General features: G+C 44.8%; 21 protein-coding genes. 10 read left to right on the top strand and 11 right to left on the bottom strand.

Annotated elements, in window-relative coordinates:
* Window positions 1-43: 43 nt before the first annotated feature.
* The 4 genes from FS373_RS22965 to FS373_RS22980 all read right to left on the bottom strand — a co-directional run bounded on the left by FS373_RS22965 (window position 44) and on the right by FS373_RS22980 (window position 4,667).
* Complete coding sequence (locus FS373_RS22965; protein ID WP_152830703.1) at window positions 44-970, bottom strand: ecotin family protein; 927 nt, start codon at window positions 968-970, stop codon at window positions 44-46.
* A gap of 661 nt (window positions 971-1,631) precedes the next feature.
* Window positions 1,632-2,987 (bottom strand): glutathione-disulfide reductase, encoded by a 1,356-nt coding sequence (gorA, locus tag FS373_RS22970; protein ID WP_144044411.1) that lies wholly within the window; start codon window positions 2,985-2,987, stop codon window positions 1,632-1,634.
* Window positions 2,988-3,133: 146 nt separating this feature from the next.
* The gene (locus FS373_RS22975) at window positions 3,134-3,673 is read right to left on the bottom strand and encodes a hypothetical protein (RefSeq protein ID WP_144044412.1); all 540 of its coding nucleotides are present in this window, start codon (window positions 3,671-3,673) and stop codon (window positions 3,134-3,136) included.
* Between the two features lie 217 nt (window positions 3,674-3,890).
* Window positions 3,891-4,667, bottom strand: coding sequence for a hypothetical protein (locus FS373_RS22980; RefSeq protein WP_144044413.1), 777 nt, complete (start codon window positions 4,665-4,667; stop codon window positions 3,891-3,893).
* A gap of 270 nt (window positions 4,668-4,937) precedes the next feature.
* On the opposite strand from FS373_RS22980, the gene prlC reads away from it, so the two are divergent.
* Entirely contained in the window at window positions 4,938-6,980 is a 2,043-nt protein-coding gene (gene prlC, locus FS373_RS22985; RefSeq protein ID WP_144044414.1) for an oligopeptidase A, read from the top strand.
* A 168-nt stretch (window positions 6,981-7,148) separates the two neighbouring features.
* Here prlC and FS373_RS22990 read toward each other — a convergent pair whose 3' ends face one another.
* Window positions 7,149-7,586: a hypothetical protein gene (locus tag FS373_RS22990; protein WP_144044415.1), complete on the bottom strand. Its 438-nt coding sequence runs from the start codon at window positions 7,584-7,586 to the stop codon at window positions 7,149-7,151.
* Between the two features lie 258 nt (window positions 7,587-7,844).
* Between FS373_RS22990 and FS373_RS22995 the strand changes: the two genes are divergently transcribed.
* Window positions 7,845-8,375 (top strand): thioesterase family protein, encoded by a 531-nt coding sequence (locus tag FS373_RS22995; RefSeq protein ID WP_144044416.1) that lies wholly within the window; start codon window positions 7,845-7,847, stop codon window positions 8,373-8,375.
* Window positions 8,376-8,401: 26 nt separating this feature from the next.
* Here the strand turns inward: FS373_RS22995 and FS373_RS23000 are convergent, their stop codons facing one another.
* Window positions 8,402-9,052 (bottom strand): glutathione S-transferase family protein, encoded by a 651-nt coding sequence (locus tag FS373_RS23000; RefSeq protein WP_144044417.1) that lies wholly within the window; start codon window positions 9,050-9,052, stop codon window positions 8,402-8,404.
* 211 nt (window positions 9,053-9,263) lie between these two features.
* Window positions 9,264-10,157 (bottom strand): LysR family transcriptional regulator, encoded by an 894-nt coding sequence (locus FS373_RS23005; protein WP_152830704.1) that lies wholly within the window; start codon window positions 10,155-10,157, stop codon window positions 9,264-9,266.
* Window positions 10,158-10,369: 212 nt separating this feature from the next.
* Between FS373_RS23005 and FS373_RS23010 the strand changes: the two genes are divergently transcribed.
* Window positions 10,370-11,059 (top strand): DNA-3-methyladenine glycosylase I, encoded by a 690-nt coding sequence (locus FS373_RS23010; protein WP_152830705.1) that lies wholly within the window; start codon window positions 10,370-10,372, stop codon window positions 11,057-11,059.
* A gap of 150 nt (window positions 11,060-11,209) precedes the next feature.
* Here the strand turns inward: FS373_RS23010 and FS373_RS23015 are convergent, their stop codons facing one another.
* Entirely contained in the window at window positions 11,210-11,611 is a 402-nt protein-coding gene (locus FS373_RS23015) for a hypothetical protein (protein WP_144044420.1), read from the bottom strand.
* A 9-nt stretch (window positions 11,612-11,620) separates the two neighbouring features.
* The gene (locus FS373_RS23020) at window positions 11,621-12,961 is read right to left on the bottom strand and encodes a DHA2 family efflux MFS transporter permease subunit (protein ID WP_152830706.1); all 1,341 of its coding nucleotides are present in this window, start codon (window positions 12,959-12,961) and stop codon (window positions 11,621-11,623) included.
* A gap of 310 nt (window positions 12,962-13,271) precedes the next feature.
* On the opposite strand from FS373_RS23020, the gene FS373_RS23025 reads away from it, so the two are divergent.
* Window positions 13,272-14,174, top strand: coding sequence for a LysR family transcriptional regulator (locus tag FS373_RS23025; protein ID WP_144044422.1), 903 nt, complete (start codon window positions 13,272-13,274; stop codon window positions 14,172-14,174).
* Between the two features lie 199 nt (window positions 14,175-14,373).
* Here the strand turns inward: FS373_RS23025 and FS373_RS23030 are convergent, their stop codons facing one another.
* A complete protein-coding gene (locus FS373_RS23030; RefSeq protein WP_185976932.1) occupies window positions 14,374-15,132 on the bottom strand; it encodes a TorF family putative porin in 759 nt (252 codons plus the stop codon).
* Between the two features lie 443 nt (window positions 15,133-15,575).
* On the opposite strand from FS373_RS23030, the gene FS373_RS23035 reads away from it, so the two are divergent.
* The 5 genes from FS373_RS23035 (at window position 15,576) to FS373_RS23055 (ending at window position 21,456) form a co-directional block, all read left to right on the top strand.
* Window positions 15,576-16,751, top strand: coding sequence for an efflux RND transporter periplasmic adaptor subunit (locus FS373_RS23035; RefSeq protein WP_152830707.1), 1,176 nt, complete (start codon window positions 15,576-15,578; stop codon window positions 16,749-16,751).
* Between the two features lie 15 nt (window positions 16,752-16,766).
* Window positions 16,767-19,910, top strand: a complete 3,144-nt coding sequence (locus FS373_RS23040; RefSeq protein ID WP_144044424.1) for an efflux RND transporter permease subunit — start codon at window positions 16,767-16,769, stop codon at window positions 19,908-19,910.
* Between the two features lie 189 nt (window positions 19,911-20,099).
* Window positions 20,100-20,531: an RDD family protein gene (locus FS373_RS23045; RefSeq protein ID WP_152830708.1), complete on the top strand. Its 432-nt coding sequence runs from the start codon at window positions 20,100-20,102 to the stop codon at window positions 20,529-20,531.
* Between the two features lie 7 nt (window positions 20,532-20,538).
* A complete protein-coding gene (locus tag FS373_RS23050; RefSeq protein ID WP_152830709.1) occupies window positions 20,539-20,937 on the top strand; it encodes an esterase/lipase family protein in 399 nt (132 codons plus the stop codon).
* 213 nt (window positions 20,938-21,150) lie between these two features.
* Window positions 21,151-21,456 carry a hypothetical protein gene (locus FS373_RS23055; RefSeq protein WP_152830710.1) on the top strand — a complete coding sequence of 102 codons (306 nt, stop codon included), beginning with the start codon at window positions 21,151-21,153 and terminating at the stop codon, window positions 21,454-21,456.
* A gap of 149 nt (window positions 21,457-21,605) precedes the next feature.
* Here FS373_RS23055 and FS373_RS23060 read toward each other — a convergent pair whose 3' ends face one another.
* The gene (locus tag FS373_RS23060; RefSeq protein ID WP_185977036.1) at window positions 21,606-23,192 is read right to left on the bottom strand and encodes an AbgT family transporter; all 1,587 of its coding nucleotides are present in this window, start codon (window positions 23,190-23,192) and stop codon (window positions 21,606-21,608) included.
* A gap of 1,084 nt (window positions 23,193-24,276) precedes the next feature.
* On the opposite strand from FS373_RS23060, the gene FS373_RS23065 reads away from it, so the two are divergent.
* Entirely contained in the window at window positions 24,277-24,846 is a 570-nt protein-coding gene (locus tag FS373_RS23065) for a LemA family protein (RefSeq protein ID WP_144044428.1), read from the top strand.
* Window positions 24,847-24,866 lie beyond the last annotated feature (20 nt).

Genomic DNA, 24,866 nt, shown 5'->3' on the forward strand with positions numbered 1-24,866 from the left:
ATAATAGTCCCACCAAAATGACGAGTAAATATCGCGGTTTTATTTAACGGGTAATATACCGTGTTTTTATGCTAACCTCTAAATCCTTTGGTGCATAAACGACAAACGGTTTGCTGCTGTCATAAATATAAACTTTATCACTCTCTATTGTTAAGAACTCTTTACGAACAGATTCTGCCGGACATGCCATTAATGTATGTGATATCGAATAACTAGCTAGTTTATAAAATGGGTAATCAAAACCTGTTTCTATTTTCTCAACATTGCCCTCTAATCCATAGGCATTACAGTCCACTTGATGGTGCTTACCAATGACAATCTCAACTAAGTTATTGTTTTCTTCCGTTAGAGGGTCAAGTATAAATTCGTGACGAGCTAATTCATCAACATTTGCAGCATTGCCTTCTGTTTCTGGCACTATGGGATTAGACATAGGTAATTGCACACACATATTGTGTATTGGCTTGGGCTGAGGTTTTAACGTTAACAAGAAATCATTAAACAGCATATCAATGGGATCTGAAGATGGCTTTTCTTCAATAAATTCTTCTTCAATAAACGGTTCAAGGTTATTTTTTACTATATACATTGCTCTAATTCTTACGCCTGATCCATAAGCTCTTACGCTAGTCCTTCTTGGTTCACCATTATAATTAGCTAAAAAATCAGGAGACTTGTATTTCCTATATCGACTTTTATCTCCAAAGCCAAGAGCCACCACATCAAGTAGGCTGGCACGATCATAGAGATTGGCCTTCCTAAATTCATCTGGAAGTTTATTCATATGTTCGGCAGTGGGGACATGATAATTGGAGCCTAGAGCCTGGCAATCCCGCTGTACCATTGCCAAGTCGGTATGATTACTGCCTAAATCAACCCAATGATGATTAATAAAACTATCTGAATTATCTTGAGCGAAAGCAGACCCTGAAGCAGCAATAAGAGCTGCCATAATTATACTAGTTTTCATTTATGATTTATCCTGAGTATAAATTCGACTTTATACTGGTCGGTTAATATGGAAATAATGTAACTCACTAATTATGGTTACATATTTATTGTACCGATCGATAACATACTAGACAATTGTAATGGTTTGTTATTACATCTGTATTTTTGCGGGTTACATTTTAAAATTATATGAAGCAGAATAATACATTTTCCGTTGTAACCCTTGATGTGGTTAGGCTGTCAATTAACGGTGTGTTCATAACCGGAAGAATTAACCTCGTGGGATTTAACTTATTAACGCGTAGGGGTTTACAAATGATTTACTCAATGTTTGTTGGTTTATTGTAGGGATGCACGAGGCTGTTTCATTTGACTCTTAATTTGGCTACAAATTGTCATCAATCTAGTTTCAACTTATTTATTGAAATATGGTTTATAACATGCCCTGTACTGTTTATCGGTCTTCATTCCTATTTTTAAATTTAAATATATTAATCTGAAATTATTTTTTAGGCGGGGAAAATAATAGATCATATTATGAAATGATGATGATTTTCACTTAAGGGGAAGTTTAGCTTATTGACTCCATCGTCATCTAGAAAATAACCACAAAAAAGCCCGACGCTTTGTATACCTATCGGTATTAGATAGCAGTCGGGCTGATAACTATTTATTGAGCTTTATTTCATGGTAACGAATTCTTCCGCACCCGTTGGGTGGATAGCCACTACTGCATCGAAGTCTTTCTTGGTCGCGCCCATCTTCATGGCTACGCCGAAACCCTGTAGGATCTCATCCATGCCATAGCCTAGGCCATGTATACCGACAACGGTCTCGTTCGGGCCGGCACAGACCAACTTCATCTTACAGGCTTGACGATGAGCAGTGATTGCCGTGTACATGGAGGTGAAGCCAGAGACATAGACTGTGACATTGTCTTCGCCATACTCGGCAATGGCTTCAGGCTCGCTGAGCCCCATGGTACCAATCGCTGGGTGACTGAATACGACAGTCGGAATAAGCTTATAATCCATCTTGGCATCGGTCATGCCATTGAACAGACGTTCAGATAATAAACGGCCAGCCTTAACGGCAACCGGAGTGAGTTCGACGCCACCTTGGATGATATCACCGACACAGTAGATACCCGGGTTGGTGGTATTTTGCTGTTCGTCGACGATGACATAGCCTTTATCGTTAAGCTTCACTTGAGTGTTCTCAAGACCGATATTACCGGTAGAAGGCTTGCGGCCGATAGCCCAGATTAGGGTATCGACTTCATAGCTTTCACCATTTTCAAGCTTAAGGGTCAGGCTGCCATCGGCATTCTTCTCTACCGCTTGCGGTGTGCTGTGGATGTGCAGGCTAGGGCCATCTGTAGCCATAGACTCCATCAAGGCTTCACTTAGCATAGGGTCGAAGCTACGCAGTGGCGCGTGTTTACGCACGAATAGATGAGTCTCGCTACCTAAAGAATGCAGTACACCGGCTAGTTCGACGGCGATATAACCGGCGCCGATAACGGCAACACGTTTAGGCTGCTCTCTGAGCGCGAAGAAACCATCGGAATCGATACCGTGTTCGGCGCCGGGAATATTTGGGATTGTTGGTGAGCCACCCGTGGCGATAAGAATATTATCGGCAGTGTAGTGCTCGCCATCGACTTCTATGGTGCGCTGGTCGACGAAGCGGCCATAGCCACGGACTAAGGTGACCTTGTTGCTTGCCAGACCGCGGTCATAGGCGCCGTGGATGCGGTCGATATAGGCCTCACGGCTATCGACTAAGGTGCTCCAGTCAAACTTATTTACCGTGACATCGAAGCCATAATCTTTGGCGTAAAGATGCAGAGCTTCGGCGACTTGTGCGCCATACCACATCACTTTTTTGGGTACACAGCCCACATTGACACAGGTTCCGCCGAGGGCTTTAGCCTCGATAAGAAGTACTTTAGCGCCGCGCATAGCCGCACGATTCGCCGATGCAATACCACCACTACCTGCGCCAAGACAGATATAGTCAAAATGTTGGGCCATCTTTATCTCCAAAAAGTCTTTAAAAGGTTGCTCGAAAAAAGCATGCCTCATTGTAGAGGGAATTTATGTCTTGAACCAGTGCTCTATCTTCAGACCCGAAATACAGAGAAAAAATTGCAATCTTACCTGTAAGACAGAAATTGCAGTTAACGCCGATACTGGCAAGAGTCATGATCTTTCTGGTTTGGCCCCTCTGCACCACACTTCATGCACAGCCACTCCCTATGTCTTATTTTTAATTCATCTCGATGAAATCCATAGTTTGTTTGGTTTCCTGCGAAAGACAGGCTCTTCTCTAATTTATCCATGCGCTTGTCGAGCCAGCGGCAACCTGGATCGTTGGCGACATTGGTTCTACTGGCCAACTTCTGCTTTCTCGACAGGGTTTTGGCACTTTTTTTCTTAGCACGTTTAGTGGGTTTACTTTTTTTACTCTTGGTTTTTTTAGATGTGTGGATCTCTGGTGGGTGATACTCAAGGGCACTTCTCGTGGTGGGGATGGCAATCGGTTTCCCTTCACTGTCTAAGGCAACACCTATGCCCAGAGGAGGTGCATCGGCATTGGTGAGTAAGGTCCTGCCGTTAGCTTGGCAAGGAGAGTTAACGAACAAGATCAGCAATACCCATATAGGCTTGATTAACCAACGCTGACGCGCAACGAGTTTGTGGATATTGAAGAGTGACATTCCCTGTTCCTCTATTACTCTGTATTGCTAGCTTCGAGTCTATATGCTTGATGCTTCAAATATAGATTAGGCTAACGGCGTTCCCTGCCATTAGTGTAGATTTGGTGAGATGATTTCTCACCATCCATTTTTAACTATAAGTTAAGGGTAAATTTAGACGATAAAGAGAGGTTTAACCAAGTTTATCTCTACACAGTTTTGCTTAGCCATATTTAGGTTAGAAATTCCAAGTCAGATGAATGCCTGCATAGGTCTGATCCAGATTCGTCTCATTACCATCGGCTCTGGCCTCAAGTTTGATATCTTCCTGGGCTAAGGTGTGGCTGAAATGGCCCGATAGTGTGAGTCGGTCACTAATGAGGCATTCGGCTTCTACACCGAACTGAAAATGGTTAACCCCCTGATGTTCTTCGGTGACATATTGGAAGTCAAATGCCTGAGTAATGTAGGGAGTAACGGTAAGACCTTGGCTCAATGTCCAAGGGCTATGTATGCTTGCTTCGACGAAATAGCCGCCTGCCTCGGTTGAGTAGGTGTAGCTAAGGCTGGGGATTAACCAGGTTTTCGCCTGGTAAGTTAAGCTTGCGAACAACTCATTATCACTGCAGCGCTCATCACCATAAAATTCGAGCCTCTGGTAACCTAAATTGACCCCGACAGTGTCTGAAAGTGAGATATTATATTCCAGACCAAAGTTCCACTCGGTGTAGTCCTGGCTATCGGCGCGGCCGCCGGTTGCATACACATTGAGATCGCCGTGCTGAACGGCAACTGTGCCCCAAGTTATACCGCCTCCGTCGAGATTATTACGGCCTTCAGACACGTATTTAGAGTCCCAGCCTAAGTCTACAACTAACTGAGTTTCAACCTGTTTTTTTGCTGGAAACTTATTGATGCTATGAGAGTCATCTATGTTTGAAATATCATCTGCATGGGCGGAAAAAATGGCAATGACTAGGCTGGGTATAAGCGATAATTTAACAATCTTGTGCATAATTAAACTGATTTAGGCGAAGTGATGTCTATGGGATGATGATATTCCTTACTCTTTGAATGTAAATGAGAACGTGTTTCATTTGTGGGCTGGTTATCAATAGCTAAAGTGTAAATTATGAGTAAATCAATATTTTGAACCAGATCAATGTTCTCTATGGTTTCGTCTGCTAGGTAAGCATTTTATACCGGAATTTAGTGATTCTTCTTGAATATGACTCACTTCGCCCATATCTCATAGACAGACTCGTTAATTTGCTGAGGAATAAACATGAGCAACCCTTTGCTTACCAGCACCAAGTTACCCCTATTTTCGAAGATTAAACCTGAACATATTCAGGTAGCTGTAGAGCAAGGTATCGCTAACTGCCGCAGTAAAATTGATCAAGTGCTAGCCCAGTCGACTCCCTTTACCTGGGATAATTTAGTTGCCCCTCTAGAAGAGGTGGACGATGAGCTAGGCAAGATTTGGTCACCAGTTTCTCACATGAATTCTGTTGTCAGTAGTGAAGAGTGGCGCGAGGCCCATGATGCCTGTCTGCCTCTGCTGTCTGAGTACGGCACTTTCGTCGGTCAGCATCAACCACTCTATGAAGCCTACAAGTCATTGAGAGCGTCGAGTGAATTCGAACAGATGAGCCAGGCCAAGAAACAAGTTATCGAACATAGTCTGCGTGACTTTGAGTTGTCAGGTATCGGCCTCAGCGATGAAGACAAACTCAGATATGGTGAGCTGGTCAAGCGTATGTCTGAGCTGACTAGTCGCTTTTCGAATCAGCTACTCGATGCCACTCAGGCCTGGAGTAAACTGATCACTGATGAGGGCGACTTAGCCGGTCTTCCTGAGTCTGCGATTGCCGCAGCTAAAGCCATGGCAACAGCCAAGGAGCTAGAAGGCTGGCTATTTACCTTAGATATCCCATCCTATCTCCCTGTTATGACTTACAGTGATAACCGTGACCTACGTGAAGAGTGCTACCGCGCCTTTGTGACTCGTGCATCCGATCAGGGACCCTTCGCCGGTGAATATGATAACGGCCCCTTGATGGATGAGATTGTCGCTCTGCGCCACGAGCTAGCCCAGTTGTTAGGCTTCGAGAGCTTTGCGCATAAGTCATTGGCCACTAAGATGGCCGAAACACCTGAGCAAGTGCTGGCGTTTCTTAATGAACTTGCGAGCCGCTCTCAAGAGCAAGGCAAAACTGAGCTGGCTGAATTGACTGAGTTTGCCAAGCAAGAGTGCGATGCAAGTGATCTTCAGCCTTGGGATCTAAGTTTCTATGCCGAGAAGCTGAAACATCACAGATATGAGATTTCTCAAGAGTTACTGCGTCCATACTTCCCTGAAGACAAGGTACTTTCGGGTTTGTTCTATACCGTGTCTCGTCTATTTGGCCTGAGTGTTAAAGAGCAGCAAGAGTTTGATAGCTGGCACAAAGATGTGCGCTTCTTCCATATTACCGATAGTGACGGTGTACATAGAGGAAGCTTCTACCTAGACCTTTATGCCCGTGAAGGTAAGCGTGGCGGTGCCTGGATGGATGATTGTCGTGGCCGTCGCCTGACACCAAATGGTCTGCAAGATCCTGTGGCTTATTTGACCTGTAACTTCAATGCACCAGTGGACGGCAAGCCTGCCTTGTTTACTCACGATGAGGTGACCACCCTGTTTCATGAGTTTGGTCATGGTATTCACCATATGCTGACCAAGATAGATGTTGCCGGAGTTTCTGGTATCAATGGTGTGCCTTGGGATGCGGTAGAGCTGCCTAGTCAGTTTATGGAAAACTGGTGTTTTGAGGAGGAGGCGTTAGCCGAGATATCCGGACATCATGAAACGGGTGAGCCGTTACCGAAAGCCATGTTAGATAAGATGTTAGCGGCGAAGAACTTCCAATCTGGCATGGTGATGCTGCGTCAACTCGAGTTCTCGTTATTCGATTTCAGGTTACATCTGGAATACAGCCCTAAGCAGGGTGCCAAGATTCAAGCCAAACTGGATGAAGTGCGTAGGCAAGTTGCCGTGGTCAAAGCCGCCGACTTTAATCGCTTCCAGCACAGCTTCGCCCATATCTTTGCCGGTGGTTATGCCGCAGGGTATTACAGTTACAAGTGGGCCGAAGTGCTTTCTGCCGATGCCTTCTCGCGCTTCGAAGAGGAGGGGATATTTAACTTAGGAACTGGTCGTAGCTTCCTTGAAAATATCTTACAGATGGGCGGCAGTGAAGAGCCTATGGTCTTGTTTAAACGCTTCCGTGGGCGTGAGCCTAAGATAGATGCTCTGCTGCGCCACAGTGGTATCGGCGGCGAGTAAAAAGCTGGCTTAGCTTCTATGCTGTACCAGTTATTAAAATGCCAATCGGTTTTCCGATTGGCATTTTTATTGGCTGTTTAACGATGATTTGAGTCGGTAACTTAGCGCTTTGGGGCGTTTTTTAAGATAGGAATGTTGAGACATATACCGACTGGAATGAGATCTCGATCAGTCGAGCCTTTCTAAGGTGAAAACTTTCTTGGATTGAGTTTCAGTGACTGTTCCGTCTTCCTGAGTATTACTAGACCAGGATTCAATGCCTCCTAAGATCACTTTTTCATGGGGTACAAGTTTCAGGCTTGTCATGATTTGATTACTGAATGCAAATTCTGGCTCTGCACCTGTTTCAGATCCAGGTAGTGATTCTATGGAGTGGCGGAAAAATTTAGCATCAACATCAAAAGTATCTTCTCCCATATTTCTGATGGTGATGTCATGTTTTTGGTCTTTAAACGTTAACTCTTCTCCGAATAGGCTTGCTGATATCTTGATGTCTACAGATGTCGCTGTTTCATAGAGGTATATCTCGGTCTGTCTATCCTGCGCATTCGAATTTAGCGTGATGAACAGCATAGATAAAACCATTATCATAAGTGTTGATTTCATAAAATAATAATCTTATATCGGAGGCTAAATGGCTCTTGGTTTTTTTAAGGAAGTGATAAATACCATTTAACACTGATAAATACCAGAATGCTGCGATTAAATCTTAAGGCTTGGATATGCCCTTACTCTTACATTAGCAACTTGTGATCTGGTATGACCTCTGTTAGCCTTTCGAGCTCTTTAAAGTAGCATGTATTAAATGCCGTTTTTTAAGTATCGTTTTAAGTATGTTTTAAGTATTAGTTGTAAGGACTGTGAATGAATCTCTATTTCAGGTTAATTTGGCTTTTTGTCTGGCGAGTACGCCATTGTAATTCTATCGGTTTCCTCGACACCAGCCGTATCACCTATCGTGCCTTGCCCTTTGATTGTGATATTAATTTGCATGTGACTAACTCAAGATATCCGGCATTTCTGGATCTTGCCCGTACCTATATGATGGCCGAGATGGGGTTCCTGAAGAAGTTCATCAAGATGAAATGGATGCCAATCGTCAATGCCGCCGAATTTACCTACATCAGAGACATCAAGCCCTTCACTAAGTTCGAGATAGAGACCAAGCTGGTGGGCTGGGATGAGAAATACTTTTATATCGAACAAAGGTTTGTCAGTGGCGCTACCCTACACTGCATCGTACATGTACGCGGCGTGTTTGTGTGTCGAGGTAAGCAAGTCCCCATAGAGACGATGATCAAAGAAGTTAACTTCGAAGGTCCGGCCCCGGAACTTCCCCCGGAAGTGATTAAGTGGAAGCAGTTTCTACAACTGAAGAAAGAGCGGAATATTTAAAAGTTACTAGAATCTAGGTACTTATCCTAAGGTATTGGCCTCCTTCCTGAGAGGACTTCTATTTGTGCCAGAACGACCTCTTCTGTTACCTGTTGAAATGCGCCTCTTAATTGAGCCTGATGCCAGTATCTGTCCAAGTTGTCATATTCAAATAACTTAAAATGGTCTTGTGCGCAATACAGGCACGGGAAAAGCGCGCAGTCTGCCAAGGTTAAACTATCGCCACATAACCAGTGATTATGTTCTAACAAGGCATCTAAGTAATGAAGAAAGCGGTTAATGTCATTTTCTAAATACTTAATGCGTATCTGATTATTGTCACCAGACTCGAGTTTTTGGCGTTCGAGTTCAAATAATATATTACTGAAATCTTGATCTATCAGGCGGTCTTGTAAGCGCGTATCCAGAGCGACTTTCTGTTCTCTAGGTAGCAAGCGAGTGCCAGTGGAAAATTCATGATCGACATATTCTATAATAATGCTCGATTCAGGAATTAACTCTCCGGCCTTGGTCTTGAGGAGTGGCACCTTACCCGGAGGATAAAACTGACTGAACTCTTTGCGGGAAAAAGGATCGGTGAGTTCTATGATTCTTGGGTAGAAGTTGGCTTGTTTTTCGTAGAGGGCAATAAGGACTTTCTGTGAATAGCGGGAAAGTGGATGATAAAACAGCTCCATCAGCTATCGCCCTCAAAGATAAAAGTAAGTCCTATAGATAACTTTAGTCGCTACAGTTTAGAGCGCAAACCCATAAGCTATCCGAGTATGATACCAATTCCATTAAATTTATGATTAATTCAGAGCTTTCTCAGGGCTTTAAATTCAAGGCGCATTGTTGAAGAAATGGTTATTCCCTTTTGAGGCCATTCAGCCTTTAGCCGTTTTTCAATTAAGCCTTTAGCCGCTCTTCAATAAAGTCGAGAAAAGCCTTCACCTTAGGTGGTACCACATCGTTGAACGGGTGAGTTGCGTAGATGACTCCCTCTTGTAGATGATAGTCGGACAAAATGTGCACCAAGTGTTTGCTGGCTATCTGAGGCTGGGCTAAATAACTTGGTAATATTCCAATGCCGAGCCCTTGCTTGATTAGGCTCATGACCCCTAAGTTACTATTACAGCTGATAAATGGATTGATATTGAGTGTAAACTTATCGCCATAGCTATTTTTGATCTGACATCGTTTAGGGAGTTGATTCGACGCCTGCAACACCCATTGGTGCATCTGTAGCATATCCGGGTGTAGTGGCGAACCATGTTGTTCAAGGTATTGCGGACTGGCGACAAGATATTCATCGAATTGTGCTAGTTTGATGGCTTCTATTTGTGGAACTATCTGGGCATCAGCCTGAATCGCTATGTCGATCTTATTCTCTCGAAGACTCATGTGTCGATCTTCGAGCTGTATCGAAATGTGTATCTTAGGATGAAGTCGATGAAACGCCCCTATATGCTTGATCAGATCGTGTTCACCGAAACAAACCGGAGCTAAAATTTTAATACTGCCATGTAGCTCAATGTCATCGGGGTGAGTCGCATTTTCGGCCTGTTTGGCCAGCTGAAGCAGTTCGGCACAATAATAATAGAAATTTTGACCCTCATGGGTGAGCGCCATTTTTCTCGTGGTTCTCTGAATCAACTGTGTTTCACATCTTAGCTCTAATTTCTTCAGATGTTGACTGACCATGGATCGACTAATACCCAGTTCCTCAGCTGCAGCGGTGAGGGATCCTTGTTCGACGACGTTTGCAAAGACTAGCATTCTATACAGTTGCCCAGCGTCCATAGATTCTCCCAATGACAAAATAACCGATAGTTAAATCGTAGTAACTAAACTTGCCGATAAATATTGATTGTTTATTAATTGGCTCGTTATTAAAACTAGATGTTTGCTCGGTTTTTGTCCAGTATCATTGGAGTCTCTAAGGGAAGTCATTGCTTTCTGTATTATATTTCTTACTATGGACAGATTATTTAGTTAGGAATCGATATTTCAATATGAGTCGACAAGAATCTTTCTCTGCCATCTATCAAAGATCCAGTGACCGCAAAGGTGGTGATGAAGGCCTGGAAAGCCTGCTAGAGGTGACTCTCAGTGTCGATGAGATAGGTGAGTATAACGATGCTCAACTGCTGTCTGAGATGAGCAAGAAGGTGTTTCAGTCAGGGTTTGTTTGGCGCATCGTCGAGAATAAATGGCCTGCCTACGAGAAAGCCTTTTTCGGTTTCGAGCCTATGAAGGTGCTGATGCTATCGCCTGAGCAGTTACATGATAGGGCCAGCGATGTGACACTTATCAGACACATGAAGAAGACCATGGCCATCTATGATAATGCGCTGATGATTCAAGATATTGCCAGAGAGCATGGCAGCTTGGCCGAATATATCGCCAACTGGCCTGGTGAGGATATTATCGGCTTATGGGCACAGCTTAAACGCAGAGGCACTCGACTTGGTGGTAATACGGGTCCCTACTTTCTGCGAGCCATGGGCAAGGATACCTTCCTGTTAACCAGTGATGTGCAAGCTTATATGAAAGCGCACAAGCTGGTGGACTTTGGTTTCAGCTCAAAGAGTGGGCTCAAACAAGTGCAAGCAGTATTCAACACCTGGCAACAAGAGTCAGGCCGTAGCCTTGCCAATATCAGCCGCATTCTGGCCTGTGGCGTAGGGGATAATAGGGTTTAGGTTTTTTCTACGAGCTGTAAGTTTTAAGTGAAAGAAAAGCTTGAGGTGGCTATGTAGTGTTTTACTTGGTTATGAACAGACTACTATGATGCAGGCTTGATAGGTCATTATCTAAGCCTGCTTGAAATATGCGATGAGACTAAGTGCTAATTATGGACTGACAGGCGTTTCATGTAGATAAAGCCAACGTAATTTCTCACCAGTTGTATCAATGATTGCTGTTCCAAGACGCTCTGTAGTCTGAGCATATTCATGGTGGATTTCTCGGTAGCGGATCGTCACTATGCCATTCTCGTCGAAGACTGGCATAACATCCTTAATGATTATCTCTAACTCAGGGCGTTTTCCTAAAGCACTATTGAACAGCTGTGTTACCTGAGGTAAACCGACGACGATGCCTTGTTGAGTGATCATGGTAAATTTCGGATCGAAATACGTTAGTAGCTCGGATAAGGCGTTTTTTCCTCTTTCTTTTGAATGAGTAAAAACCTGATGGATCAATTGATGGATTGTGTGCACGCTTTCTGTGGCGAGTATTTTTGTATTTTTCATTGAAGTACCTTAGTTTAGATTTTTGATGTACAAGAGTGGCAATATGCCAATCAGGGCGGCGATTAAATATGTAAGGTGATAGGCTTCGATTTTTGGGAGCTGCAAGGCAACACATAGCAGATTAAAGACCATGGTAAAGAAAGCTGCTCCGACGCAGAAAGATACCTGTCGATTGATGTTCCAGATCACGCTGCCTTTTGACATTTGATGTTTATCAAAATCCATCAATGCGGTTGTCTGTGCACAGTTAGCTCCTAAGCCTCCGCCAATGCCCATCAGTGTGTACGCCAGCATGATTACCATGAGTGGTGAGCCTGGGTGAACCCATAGCAAGGTAGATATACCTGCGCTGTGTAGTATTAAGCTACTGATAAATAGCTTGTTTGGTCCAATTCTGTTGTAGCTCCGGCCACAGAACATCATGGCAATAAGAGCTCCAAAACCATAGAGAATCATAAACATACCGGTTTTATCTGCGCTGAAATTCAATATGTCTTGTAAGAAAAATATATTGAGCAGATTAACGCCGGTAAATACCCCAGGAATGGCGTAATAGATGATGACCGACAAGGTCAGCTTGTTATTTTTGAGTAGGCTTAGGTTAATAATGGCGTCTTCATGGTTTTTGTCGTGTTTGATATAAAGTAGGGTAAGTGCCGCCACTGTGAGCAGGGTGAATACCCCAACTAAGCTATTTTGATCGTTAGCATAAACTGACATTCCCATTAGCAGTGCAGTTAACGCTACACTTACAAGTAGCAACCCCCAGATATCTGGCTTTGAGACTGCGGCCCTTCTTTCATTTCGAATCCAGTTCCATGCTAGCAGGCACACCAGTATTGAGAGCGGAGCATTACTGAAAAATACCCAGCGCCAAGAGAAGTGTTCGACAATAATCCCTCCTATCATTGGTGAGATTGCAGGGGCAATTAATGCTACCGCCATCACTAAGGTAGAAACTTTGGCTCGCTGACTATTTTTGAATTGGCTGAAGGTCAGTGATTGTCCTATGGGGATCATAAGGCCCGCACCTAATCCTTGGATAAATCGCCAGCTGACGAGTTCATAAAAACTGCTTGAAAAACCACATAAGAGCACTGAAATGGTAAATAAGGCCATAGATAGGCTGATAATATTCCTTGGCCCAAACCGGCTGGCTAACCAAGGGCTGATGGGAATGATTAAAGTCATTCCCAGGATATAAGCATTGGCAACCCAAGCTACGGTTGAGGTATCGGTGTGGAATTCACTGGCAATCGAAGGCAGGGCGATTGCCAGCATGAAGATATTAATGCAGTCGATAAAGAAACCGAGTAAAAAAACCAGTGTTATTTGGTAGCGATAAGTCATCTTGTATGCCTCTTATGTGTAAGGTGAATGTATAGGGGGATCAGATGACCAGAGAGATCTGAACACTGAGTCTTCGAGTTTTCATAGTGCGGCAGACTGGATTAGTGATTTTTAGCTAATCTAGTCCCGAAGGTTCTAGTTCCCTCATTACTGGCTTGGTCTATCACTCTATTTTCTTCTACGGTTATGAGCGCCATAAACCATCCTCAATGTTGGATTTATATTGTCGGTAGATTAAATGGTTCAATAAATGTGAGCAATAATCTAAAATTCACAACATTAGTGATTAATTCTGAACAATGAGAACGTCATGGATCTTCTTAAATCGATATCTACCTTTCAATTAGTGGTTGAATATAAGAGTTTCTCCGGTGCGGCCCATGCTATGAATTTAGTTCCCTCTGCAGTGAGTCGACAGGTGAGTGAGCTAGAAAAGTGGTTGGGAGTACGCTTATTGCAGCGGACAACGCGGAGCATAGGCTTAACTAGCGAAGGGCGAAGTTATTTGGCACAGATGGCGTTGATTAGCCAGAGCGTGGCGGAGCTAAAAGGGGCGATTCCATCCAGTACAGAATTAAAGGGCGACTTAAGGATTACGGCGCCATTAATTCTAGGGAAATATGTTTTGCCATCTGTGTTATCGCAATTTTCAAACCAGCATCCAGAGGTTAACCTGTCACTTTTTTTGACGAATAGAAACGTAAATTTGGCCGAAGAGGGTTATGATCTGGCACTGCGAGTAGGTAATTTACCTGACTCAGGTTTGATTGCGCGCACGCTAGGAGAGTACCAGATCAAAACCCTCGCATCTCCCAGCTATCTGGAGCGTTATGGCGTCATTCTTACCCCACAGGAACTGAAAGGTCATCGGTGTTTGATTAATAATGCGAGACATACTCCGAGGCGCTGGCTTTATCAAATTGACGATAATCCTATACAAGTAAAAGTGCATGGCGACATTGAGTCGAATGATTCTGAATGCTTACTGGAATTTTGTTTGCAAGGTCAGGGGATCATACAGTTGCCGACTTTCCAAGTTAGGCGCTTGATCGAACAGGGAGAATTGGTTGAACTAATACCTGAGTACAGCGCTCCCCCTCAGCAGGTTTCTTTACTATTTACCAGCAATAAGCTGATGGGGCCAGTACAGCGAGCCTTAATTGATTTTCTGGTAGATTTTTTCCATAAAAATCCGGTAGCAAGGGGAAATTAATTACTCATCTCAATAAATTATCTATGAGTTGCATAGTCCTTTTGCTTTATCTGGAAGGGTACAGCATAAAAAAGGCCAGCCTGGAGTAGGCTGGCGAAAGTTTGTCAAAAGTTAAGCAATAGATAGCGACGTGTATTGAACTGTGTATTGAGCTAGGTTGCAGGGTAAAACTGTTTCTAAGCACTTATATAAAACTATTTTAGAAGCTTTTGTTGATGCCGATAACGAATCTGTCATCAAAAATTTTGGTTTGAGTGCCGTAAACCTTGTGGGTTTCATCGACTGTGCTGCCATGGTATCTAAGGTCGAATTTAAGTCCTAAATAGACCTTACTTACACCCAGATTCCAGTGCCCCCAACCTTCGGCACCTTCGCCGTCTAAGTCTTGATAGCCCACGGAGCCGGAAACGTTCACGCCGTTACTGAATTCATAACTCGGATGAATGGCGTAGTTAACCCCTTGCCAGCCGTCGACACCAAACCAATCATCGATTGTTGGGGTGACTTCCAGTTGAATATTTGCCTGACCGAATTGCTTGCCGACTTTTAGCCATAATTCTGTGTAGTTCGAATATGAAGCACCTGCATAGAGATAAGAGAACACCATGACATCATAGGTGAATCCGCTATCGCCGAATTCGCCAGCTTTCCCGATGAAAGGCGCTGTGACAATTTCTAGGTTAGGATCGGCAAATTTGATGTTTGATGCGAATATACCGCCATACCAACCATCATCATTCCCCCAACCTAAGGTGCCCTGTACCACAGGAACGTCACCGTCCATAGTCTCAGATTCGCCACGAAATACGTAGTCGGAGGCAAAAGTCAGGTTACCTGTGATGGTGCCACCCAAGACTTCTGAACTTGAGTCCGACTCTGCTGCTTGTGCAAAGGAGGAGGCTGAAAGTAATAATCCGCTTAGAAGCAAGGTGTGACCTAGTTTCATCTTGACTGTCATGTTCGTAATCTCACATAAATAGAATTTGTTAGCGCAGTTACATCATAAGGGGGAGATGTGAATAGAATTGACTACTTGGATGAATCAAAAGCGAAAAGATATGAACAAATATGAATGAGTTAGCCGATTTATCTTGCTGGTAATAATGGTGATATCGCTAATTGTTTTTTCTGCTTGGATTGAGAGATGTCACAAGTCGAGTGTGATCTGAGTCACACAATTAGGGTGTTTTAACCTGCTCGTAACATAAGTTCATGATTATCAGCCAAAATTTGCATTAGCTTACAAATTTACAGTTAGTTCTCCTTGTTGACCTTGTTTAGTTATGAGATAAAGGCACGTTCAAATCTTACACAATAATTTATGCTTCCAATTATACCTGTAATAGTCGTTTCTATTGTTCGGAATACCATGTCTGGTCGGTTGCTTTGATAGGAGTTCTCATGCGGCAAATAGTGAAAATTGCCTCTTTTTTAAGTGTGGCGTTATGGATAACTGCTTGTGGGCAGAATGGAGATGCTAAGCAAGGTCATGGACCTGGAATTGCTGAAGTCGGCGTCATTAAGGTTAAAGCCCAGTCTCAGGATATTCAAGTCGAGCTGCCAGGACGGAGTAAGGCATTCCTCGAGGCCGAAGTTAGACCCCAGGCCTCAGGCATCATCACCGAACGTACGTTTGTGGAAGGCAGTGATGTTAAGAAAGGCCAGTCTCTCTATCAGATTGACTCGGCAACCTATAAGGCGGCCGTGATCAGCGCCGAAGCCGACTTGGCCAGTGCTAATGCCAGTCTGGTGTCAGCAAAAGCGAAAGCAGCACGCTTTAAAGAGTTGATCAAGACCAATGCCATCAGCCAGCAAGACTTCGATGAAGCTGATGCCTTGTATAAAGAAGCGCTAGCCAATGTGATAGTTGCTAAGGCGGCCATTAATACCGCCAAGATTAACTTAGTCTACACGGAAGTTAAGGCGCCTATCTCAGGCAGGATCAGTAAGTCCAGCGTCACTGCAGGTGCGTTAGTGACAGCGAATCAGTCACAAACGCTGGCAAAGATTCAACAGTTGGATCCCATCAATGTGGATATTGCTCAGTCCAGCGCTCAATTATTGCGCTTAAAAGCCAAGCTTAGGCAAGGTAAGTTGCAGGCAACCGATAATGCCGATGTGCAGCTTATTCTCGAAGACGGCACGACTTATGCCCATGCGGGTGTATTGCGCTTTGCTGAGGTGAGCGTCGATGAGAATACTGGTTCGGTAACTTTAAGAGCCGAGTTCCCTAATCCGGATGGCCTGCTATTGCCTGGTATGTATGTGCGTGCAGTGCTCAATGCAGGTACAGATCCGCAAGCGATTCTAGTGCCACAGAAAGCGATCACCCGTAATACCAAGGGACAGGCCGTTGCTATGTTAGTCAATAGCGAAAACAAGGTTGAATCTCGAGTCGTGATGACTGCAGAAGTGATCGATCATCAATGGCGTATCACAGATGGTCTTGCCGTCGGTGATGTTCTCATTGTCGAAGGATTACAAAAAATTCGCCCTGGCGCTTCAGTTAAATCTGTAGCTGTTAGTTCAGATGATTCGGCGAGTACACCTGCCAGTCAGTCGGCTAACCAGAAATAAGAGTAAGGTAGAGTTATGGCACGTTTCTTTATCGATCGCCCTATTTTTGCTTGGGTGATCGCCATCATTGTGATGCTGGCCGGGGTCTTGTCGATCTTCGGGCTACCCGTATCTCAGTATCCGAGTATCGCACCGCCATCGGTTGTGATCAGCGCCGTTTATCCTGGTGCATCAGCTAAAACCATGGAAGATTCGGTGACTCAGGTCATCGAGCAGCGAATGACGGGTCTGGATAACCTGCGTTATATATCATCAACCAGTGATAGTTTCGGTAATGCGCAGATCACCTTGACCTTCAATGCGGAGGCCGATCCTGATATTGCTCAGGTACAAGTGCAGAACAAGTTACAACTTGCTATGCCGTTGTTACCTCAGGAAGTACAGGCTCAAGGTGTCAACGTCAGTAAGTCGAGCGCTGGTTTCTTGATGGTATTGGGCTTCGTTTCCCAAGATGGTTCTTTGGATAAGAACGATATCTCGGATTATGTGGCTTCTAACATACAAGATCCCATGAGTCGTGTAGCTGGTGTGGGTACTATTCAGCTATTTGGTGCTCAGTATGCGATGCGTATCTGGTTAGATCCCTTCAAGCTGACTCAATTTAATCTGACTAGCATAGACATCATGGCCTCTATACGTGAGCAGAATGCTCAGGTATCTGCGGGTCAGTTAGGTGGTGCTCCATCAGTTGGTGGACAGGAGCTTAATGCGACTGTATCCGCTCAGAGTCGTTTGCAGACAGTAGATCAGTTCGAACAGATCATCATCAAGTCAGATTCCAGCGGTGCGAATGTGTATCTCAAGGATGTGGCTCGGGTTGAACTCGGTGCAGAGGACTATTCGTCGGAGTCGTTTTATAACGGTAAGCCTGCGGCGGGTATTGGCATTCAATTAGCGACCGGTGCTAATGCATTGGCAACGGCTAACGCAGTACGGGCTAAGATTGACGAGATGAAGGCCTTCTTCCCTCAGGGGCTTGAAGTGGTTTATCCCTATGATACAACGCCATTCGTAGAGCAATCTATCGAAGGTGTTGTGCATACCTTGCTCGAAGCCATTGTCCTCGTCTTCCTAATCATGTTCCTGTTTCTGCAAAACTTCAGGGCGACACTCATTCCGACCATAGCCGTGCCTGTGGTGCTATTGGGGACCTTCGCTATTCTGTCGGCGGTCGGTTTCTCCATCAACACCTTGACCATGTTTGCCATGGTATTGGCCATCGGCTTGCTGGTGGATGATGCCATCGTGGTGGTGGAAAACGTCGAACGTGTGATGCAGGAGGAAGGGCTAAGCCCCGTCGAGGCCACCAAGAAATCCATGGATCAAATCACCGGCGCCCTGGTGGGTATCGGTTTGACCCTATCGGCAGTATTCGTGCCTATGGCATTTATGTCTGGCTCGACCGGTGTCATCTATCGCCAGTTTTCGGTGACGATAGTGTCGGCCATGGGGCTCTCGGTGATGGTTGCCTTGATTCTGACTCCCGCTCTGTGTGCCACCATGCTTAAGCCAATGAAGAAAGGTCAGACGCATATTGACACTGGCTTCTTCGGTTGGTTTAACCGCAGCTTCGACAAGATGACATCGCGTTACACCGACAGCGTCGCAGCCATGATTAAGCGTACAGGCCGTGTCATGTTGATCTATCTGGCACTCGTCGTCGCCGTGGGTTGGATCTTCATGCGTATGCCCACTGCTTTCCTTCCCGATGAAGATCAGGGCATCATGTTTACTCAGGCTATCTTGCCTGTGAACTCGACTCTGCAAAGTACTCAGAAGGTGATGGAAGATGTCACCGACTTCTACCTCAACGAAGAAAGTGAAAATGTGAAGTCTGTATTTACTGTATCTGGCTTCAGCTTCGCGGGTAACGGTCAGAACATGGGTATCGCCTTCGTCAGTATGAAGGACTGGGCTGAGCGTGAAGGTGCCGGACAAGATATTCAATCAGTCGCAGCTCGTGCCATGGGTAAGTTTATGCAGATGAAGGAAGCCTTCGTATTTGCATTCGTACCTCCTGCGGTTATCGAACTAGGTACGGCAAACGGTTTCGACTTCTATCTCCAGGACAGAAATGGCCAAGGCCATGACAAACTTGTGGAAGCGAGAAATATGTTGCTCGGCTTGGCATCACAGAACCCTAACTTGACAGGCGTACGCCCGAACGGTCAGGAAGATGCGCCTATGTACCAAATACATATAGATCAGGCTAAGATCCGTGCCTTGAGTGTCGATATCAACTCGGTGAACAGCGTGCTGGGTACGGCCTGGGGTGGTTCATATGTGAATGACTTCATCGATCGTGGTCGAGTTAAGAAAGTGTATGTACAAGGTGAAGCCGAGTACCGGATGCAGCCTGAAGATCTTGATTCCTGGTATGTACGTAATACCAAAGGGGAGATGGTACCTTTCTCGGCTTTTGCCACGGGAACTTGGGAATATGCATCGCCTCGACTGGAGCGATTCAACGGTCTGCCTGCGATGAACATCCAGGGTGGAACGGCACCTGGCTATAGCACGGGTGCTGCCATGGTCGATATCGAAGAGATGGTGAAGAAGTTACCACCGGGATTCGGTGTCGAGTGGAATGGTCTATCCTATGAGGAACGCCTATCAGGTAACCAGGCTCCGGCTCTGTATGCCCTGTCTATCGTAGTGGTATTTTTGGTACTGGCGGCGCTCTATGAGAGTTGGTCTGTGCCTTTCGCGGTGATCTTGGTGGTGCCTCTGGGCATTATCGGTGCGCTTATAGCCATGAATGCCCGCGGTTTGCCTAATGACGTATTCTTCCAGGTGGCGCTATTAACGACGGTGGGACTGGCGACGAAGAACGCCATTCTGATCGTAGAGTTTGCCAAGGAATATTACGACAAAGGGGCGACTCTTGTTGATGCTACCTTGCATGCGGTACGGGTGCGCTTGCGTCCTATTCTGATGACCTCTATGGCCTTCGGTCTTGGTGTGGTACCTCTTGCCATCAGTACCGGTGTAGGTTCAGGTAGTCAGAACGCCATAGGTACAGGTGTATTGGGCGGCATGATGAGTTCTACCTTCATGGGGATCTTCTTCATCCCAATCTTCTTCGTGGTTGTCGAGCGTATCTTCAGCAAACGAGAGAAGAAGAAGGCAGTCGAAGCCGAGACCAGTGCTACGCTGTAGCATAAGATGATCTCGATTTGATAATGTCATAAAAAACCCGGCAATAACATTGCCGGGTTTTTTATTGGGAGCAAACTTAGCTACACCTCAGGATAAACATTAGTTAACTGTTTTTGTTCCTGTGGGTGATATACCTTATCAATGCTGGCTTAAAAAAGGATATCGATTAATTAAGGAGAGAAGTACTTTATGGATAATCAAAACTATGCAGGACTTAGGGTAAGGTTTTTTGCTGCACTCATTGATCTTGTTATCATGATCCCCCTAGTCTATATTCCTTTGAGCCTGATCTATGGCGGCGAATATTGGGAGGGCGAGCAAGTCTTATATGGCTTCTGGGATCTCTTTTTAGGCTATGTCCTACCTTTTATTGCCACGATTTTCTTCTGGTTGAAATACCTAGGCACGCCCGGAAAGATGATCACTAAGTTAAAAGTGGTCGATGCAGAAACAGGTAACAAACTCACCGTTATTCAAGCACTAGGGCGATACTTTGGGTATATCCTTGCAGCACTTCCTTGCTTTATTGGCCTAATCTGGATTGGGGTAGATGAAAGGAAGCAGGGTTGGCACGATAAGTTAGCTAAAACTGTGGTGATCCGAAACACAGAAAGGGCATGAGGTTCAGATGAAGCTCGCACTACTACTCTCAATATTCCTGTTAAGTGCAGCTTCTACTCATTCGTTTGCTGACGAATGCGTCGTGTTGCTTCATGGCTTAGGTCGCAGCGCCGCCTCAATGGAAAAGCTGGAAGACAGGTTAAAAGATCATGGCTATGTGGTGGCCAACATCGATTATCCATCCCGAAAGATGTCAATTGAATCTCTGGCTAAGATTGCAGTGGTGGAGGGATTGGAAACATGCACCAAAGCAACAGCGAGACAAATTAACTTTGTGACTCACTCATTGGGGGGCATTTTAGTCAGGCAGTATTATACCATTCCATATAAGTATCAGGTCAGTTCAGAGACTCTCAGCTTTTTCAATTCAAGGCACATTGATGAGGAAATGGTTATTCCCTTTTAAGTCAATGCAACACAGAAGTGGAAACACTGAGAGCCTCACGCAGTGCGGGTTTCAAAGCCCTTTATGTTACGTTGAATGTTTTCGATATAGAATAACTATTAGCTTCAAACATTCGCCTTGCCTACAGTGCTTTGAACTCCCGCTGAATGATCAGATACTTACTCGGAATGGTATTATAGCCAACATAGCGCAAGTGCTGTTAATCGAGTCGTGATGTTAGGCCCGCCCAATCAAGGTAGTGAGATTGTAGATAAGCTGGGTTCAATACCTGGCTATGAGCTGATCACTGGCGAGGCTGGGACTCAACTTGGTACCGACCCTTACAGTATTCCTAGCCAGCTTGGAGCGGTAAATTTCGATTTAGGTGTGATTGCAGGTACTCAATCGATTAACTTGATTATGTCTAGCATATTACCTAATCCTGACGACGGAAAGGTGTCTGTGGCGGCGACTAAAGCGGAGGGAATGAATGATTTTTTTTGCATTGCCAACGATACACTCACATATGATGAAAAATGATGCTGTGATCAATGAAGTTGTAAATTTTCTACTCCACGGCAGGTTTAATCAAGGTCAACAGTAACAAAATCTCGCCTTCCCTAAAGCGACGAAGTCGCGCCCTCGCAGGGCTTTCGACCTCGTCTACCGTTTCTAATTCCTAGTCTCTCCTAAGGCGTATAATACGTCGCTGCGCCTGGTCCCACTGGCATCTCTAATACGAACACCCAAAGGAAGAAGAACAGTGTCCAACCGATAAAGAACACGATGGAATATGGCAACATGGTGGCGATAAGCGTACCTATGCCTAAGTTCTTTTTATACTGGGAAGCAACCGCAAGGATCAGACCAAAGTAGCTCATCATGGGGGTGATCAAGTTAGTCACAGAATCACCGATCCTATAGGCTGCCTGAATGGTTTCCGGGGCATATCCAATCAGCATCAGCATGGGCACGAAGATGGGTGCTGTTACTGCCCATTGAGCCGAGGCGCTACCTAACATCAGGTTGATGACACCACACATCATGATGAAGAGCAGAAACACCAAGGGGCCGGTCAGGCCGATGGCGCTGAGCGCGTCTGCGCCGGAAACGGCCAGCACTGCGCCTAGGTTAGTCCACTTGAAGAAGGCGACAAACTGCGAGGCGAAGAAGACCAGTACGATATACATACCCATGGAGCTCATGCTGTGGGACATGGCGTCGATGACATCTTTATCACGTTTCATGGTGCCGACGACTTTACCGTAGACCAGACCCGGAATGGCGAAACAGATAAAGATAAAGGCGACGATCCCTTTAAGGAAGGGGGAGTCGGCCACTAAGCCTGTTTCTGGATTTCTCAGTGGTGCACCTTCCGGGACAATAGTGAGTGCCAGCAATGCAGAAAGCAACAGTATGGCAATTCCCGCGGCTTTAAGGCCACGCTTCTCCAGAGCACTGACTGAGTCCATCTTCTGATGGCTTAAGTCGACTGCGGCTTCACTGGCATCATATTTACCTAGTTTAGGCTCGACAATCTTCTCGGTGACAAGTGCACCTAAGATAGTAATTAGAAAGGTAGAGACGAACATGAAGTACCAGTTGGATTCCGGCCCTACCGTGTATACCGGATCGATCATCTGAGCCGCAGCCTCTGTGATACCAGATAGTAGCGGATCGACTGTGCCTAAGAGTAAGTTGGCACTATAACCACCGGATACCCCAGCGAAAGCCGCCGCAAGGCCCGCAAGCGGGTGGCGTCCCAGGGAATGGAAGATCATCGCCGCCATAGGAATGAGTACCACGTAACCTAGTTCGGCTGCCGTATTCGATATGATACCGGCGAATACTATGGTCAAGGTAACCAGACGCTTAGAGGTGCCCATTACCAGAGAGCGCATCGCTGCCGAAAGCATGCCAGAGCGCTCGGCAATTCCCACACCTAGCAGGGCTACCAGTACTGTGCCTAGCGGGGTGAAACCGGTGAAGTTTGTCACCAGATTCGAGACGATCATTCTCAGACCTTCGGCGTTCATCAAGCTGACAACATGAATGAGGCCGTCTTCACTGCGTCCCGATGAGCCAACTGGGCGAGGGTCGGTAATCGAGAGTTCGAAGTAACCTGCGATGCCGCTTATGACGATAACGGCCATACAGAGCATGGCGAAAAGTGTGATGGGATGAGGAAGTAGATTACCTAATCGCTCGACAATATTGAGAAAACGCACGAAAGCGCCGCTTTGCCCCCCAGATGGTCCCGATGATTTGAGAGGCATATCTATGCTCTCATCTTTATTTAAACCCATACCCTGCTTCCTTCAATGTTGGCCTCTTTGGGCCTTTTTGACGCCACTTTGTAGCTGGCTTTTTTGGTTTTTAGACTCGGGATTTCCGAGTCGACCGGTAATAGTGTCTTAGTAGGTTTAACTGAAGCTTAATTTCAGGCAAAAAAATGGACCCAAGTATGGGTCCAAAAGGGATATTTGATTTGCACTAACAATTACAAAATTAGAGAAGTACAAGCAAGTAGTTCGAACAAATGGGGTCATGCTCTCGCTGCTTGCTTGATTGCTAATGTAGCAAGGTGCTGCTGTACAGAAACTGAATGATAAAGTTATTAGACTCAGTAGCTTCATTAAATTTCAGGCAAAAAAAAGCCTCTATTCTAAGAGGCAAAAGGGTTCTATGTTTACTTAACGACTAGTTTGGTGCTTAAGAACTAGTTGTTAGGATTCTTTCCGGCAAAGAGAGTTTAAATCCAGGGAGAATTATTAACACCGTTTGCTTAACAACTAATCTACTCCATCTTGTCTGTATGAATGCTGAATCATGATGTAGAGAGTACAAAATCCTTATTTCAATTTATAAACCTCTCCCCTTTGATAAAGGTAACTTCAAACGTTCTAAACGGATTTTCTTATTAAAAGCCTCAAAATATGTCAGTCAGTATTGAATACTTCTCTTAGTGAGCATTAATTAGAGTTAATTACTCATATATCCACGATTTTCTACTTGTTTTCTGACCACTTGGTTATTCTTTATCACATGGTGATTTATATATTTATTAATTAAATTAGATCTTTAAATTTAATTAACGAAATTTATTTAATTTATAGTCTATTTTTTAGCTTTACTCTCTATTTGAGTGAGAACCTAAGGTATTTACTAGGTTTAGTCGATTTAAAGCACTATAAATAGCTAGGGTTTCTTAAAATAGTTCAATAAGCACCCTCTAATTATTCATTGGCCTTTGACATAAATGTATGGAAATAGAGGGGAAAATAGGTAAGAGTAAAGGGTTAAAGCTTAATCAAAAAAAGCTAAGTAAATTGTCGCGAAAAAGAATAATAAGGACATGAGATGGAAGGATTGCTGTTAGCTGTGGGATTAGTCGTGATTATTGCCTACCTTTGGTATGTCAGCCTGGTGAAAAAACGCAATACGGGTCGTGAAGCCTTGTCAGGTATCGATGTGCAGATCAAGAAACGTTCGAATCTGGTGCCGAATATTTTGAAAATAGCTCAAAAATTCATGGAGCATGAGAAAGCTCTGCTCACGGACATCACAGAATTGAGAGCGCAAGCAACTAAGTCATATGACACCAATGATGTGGCCGAGATTAGGGAGCATCTTGCTGCTGCCGAGCAGCTTAATAGCAAGATGGGCCAGCTTATGATCAACGTTGAAGCATACCCTGAGCTTAAGTCTGACAACACCATGCTACAGGCTATGCAAACTTATAACGAAGTAGAGGCCCATATCTCGGCTGCGCGTCGTTTTTATAATGCGGCTGTGACTGAGCTGAATAATGCGGTAGAGATATTTCCTGGTTCTATCATAGCTTCCATGGCAAATATCAAGGTTATGCCTTTCTATGAAGCCGATGAGGCCTCGAAAGCGTCCATAGATGCGGCCGACTTCCTTAAATAATTTGATGTCGCGGTCTCATG

The organism is Shewanella sp. YLB-07 (assembly GCF_009377275.1).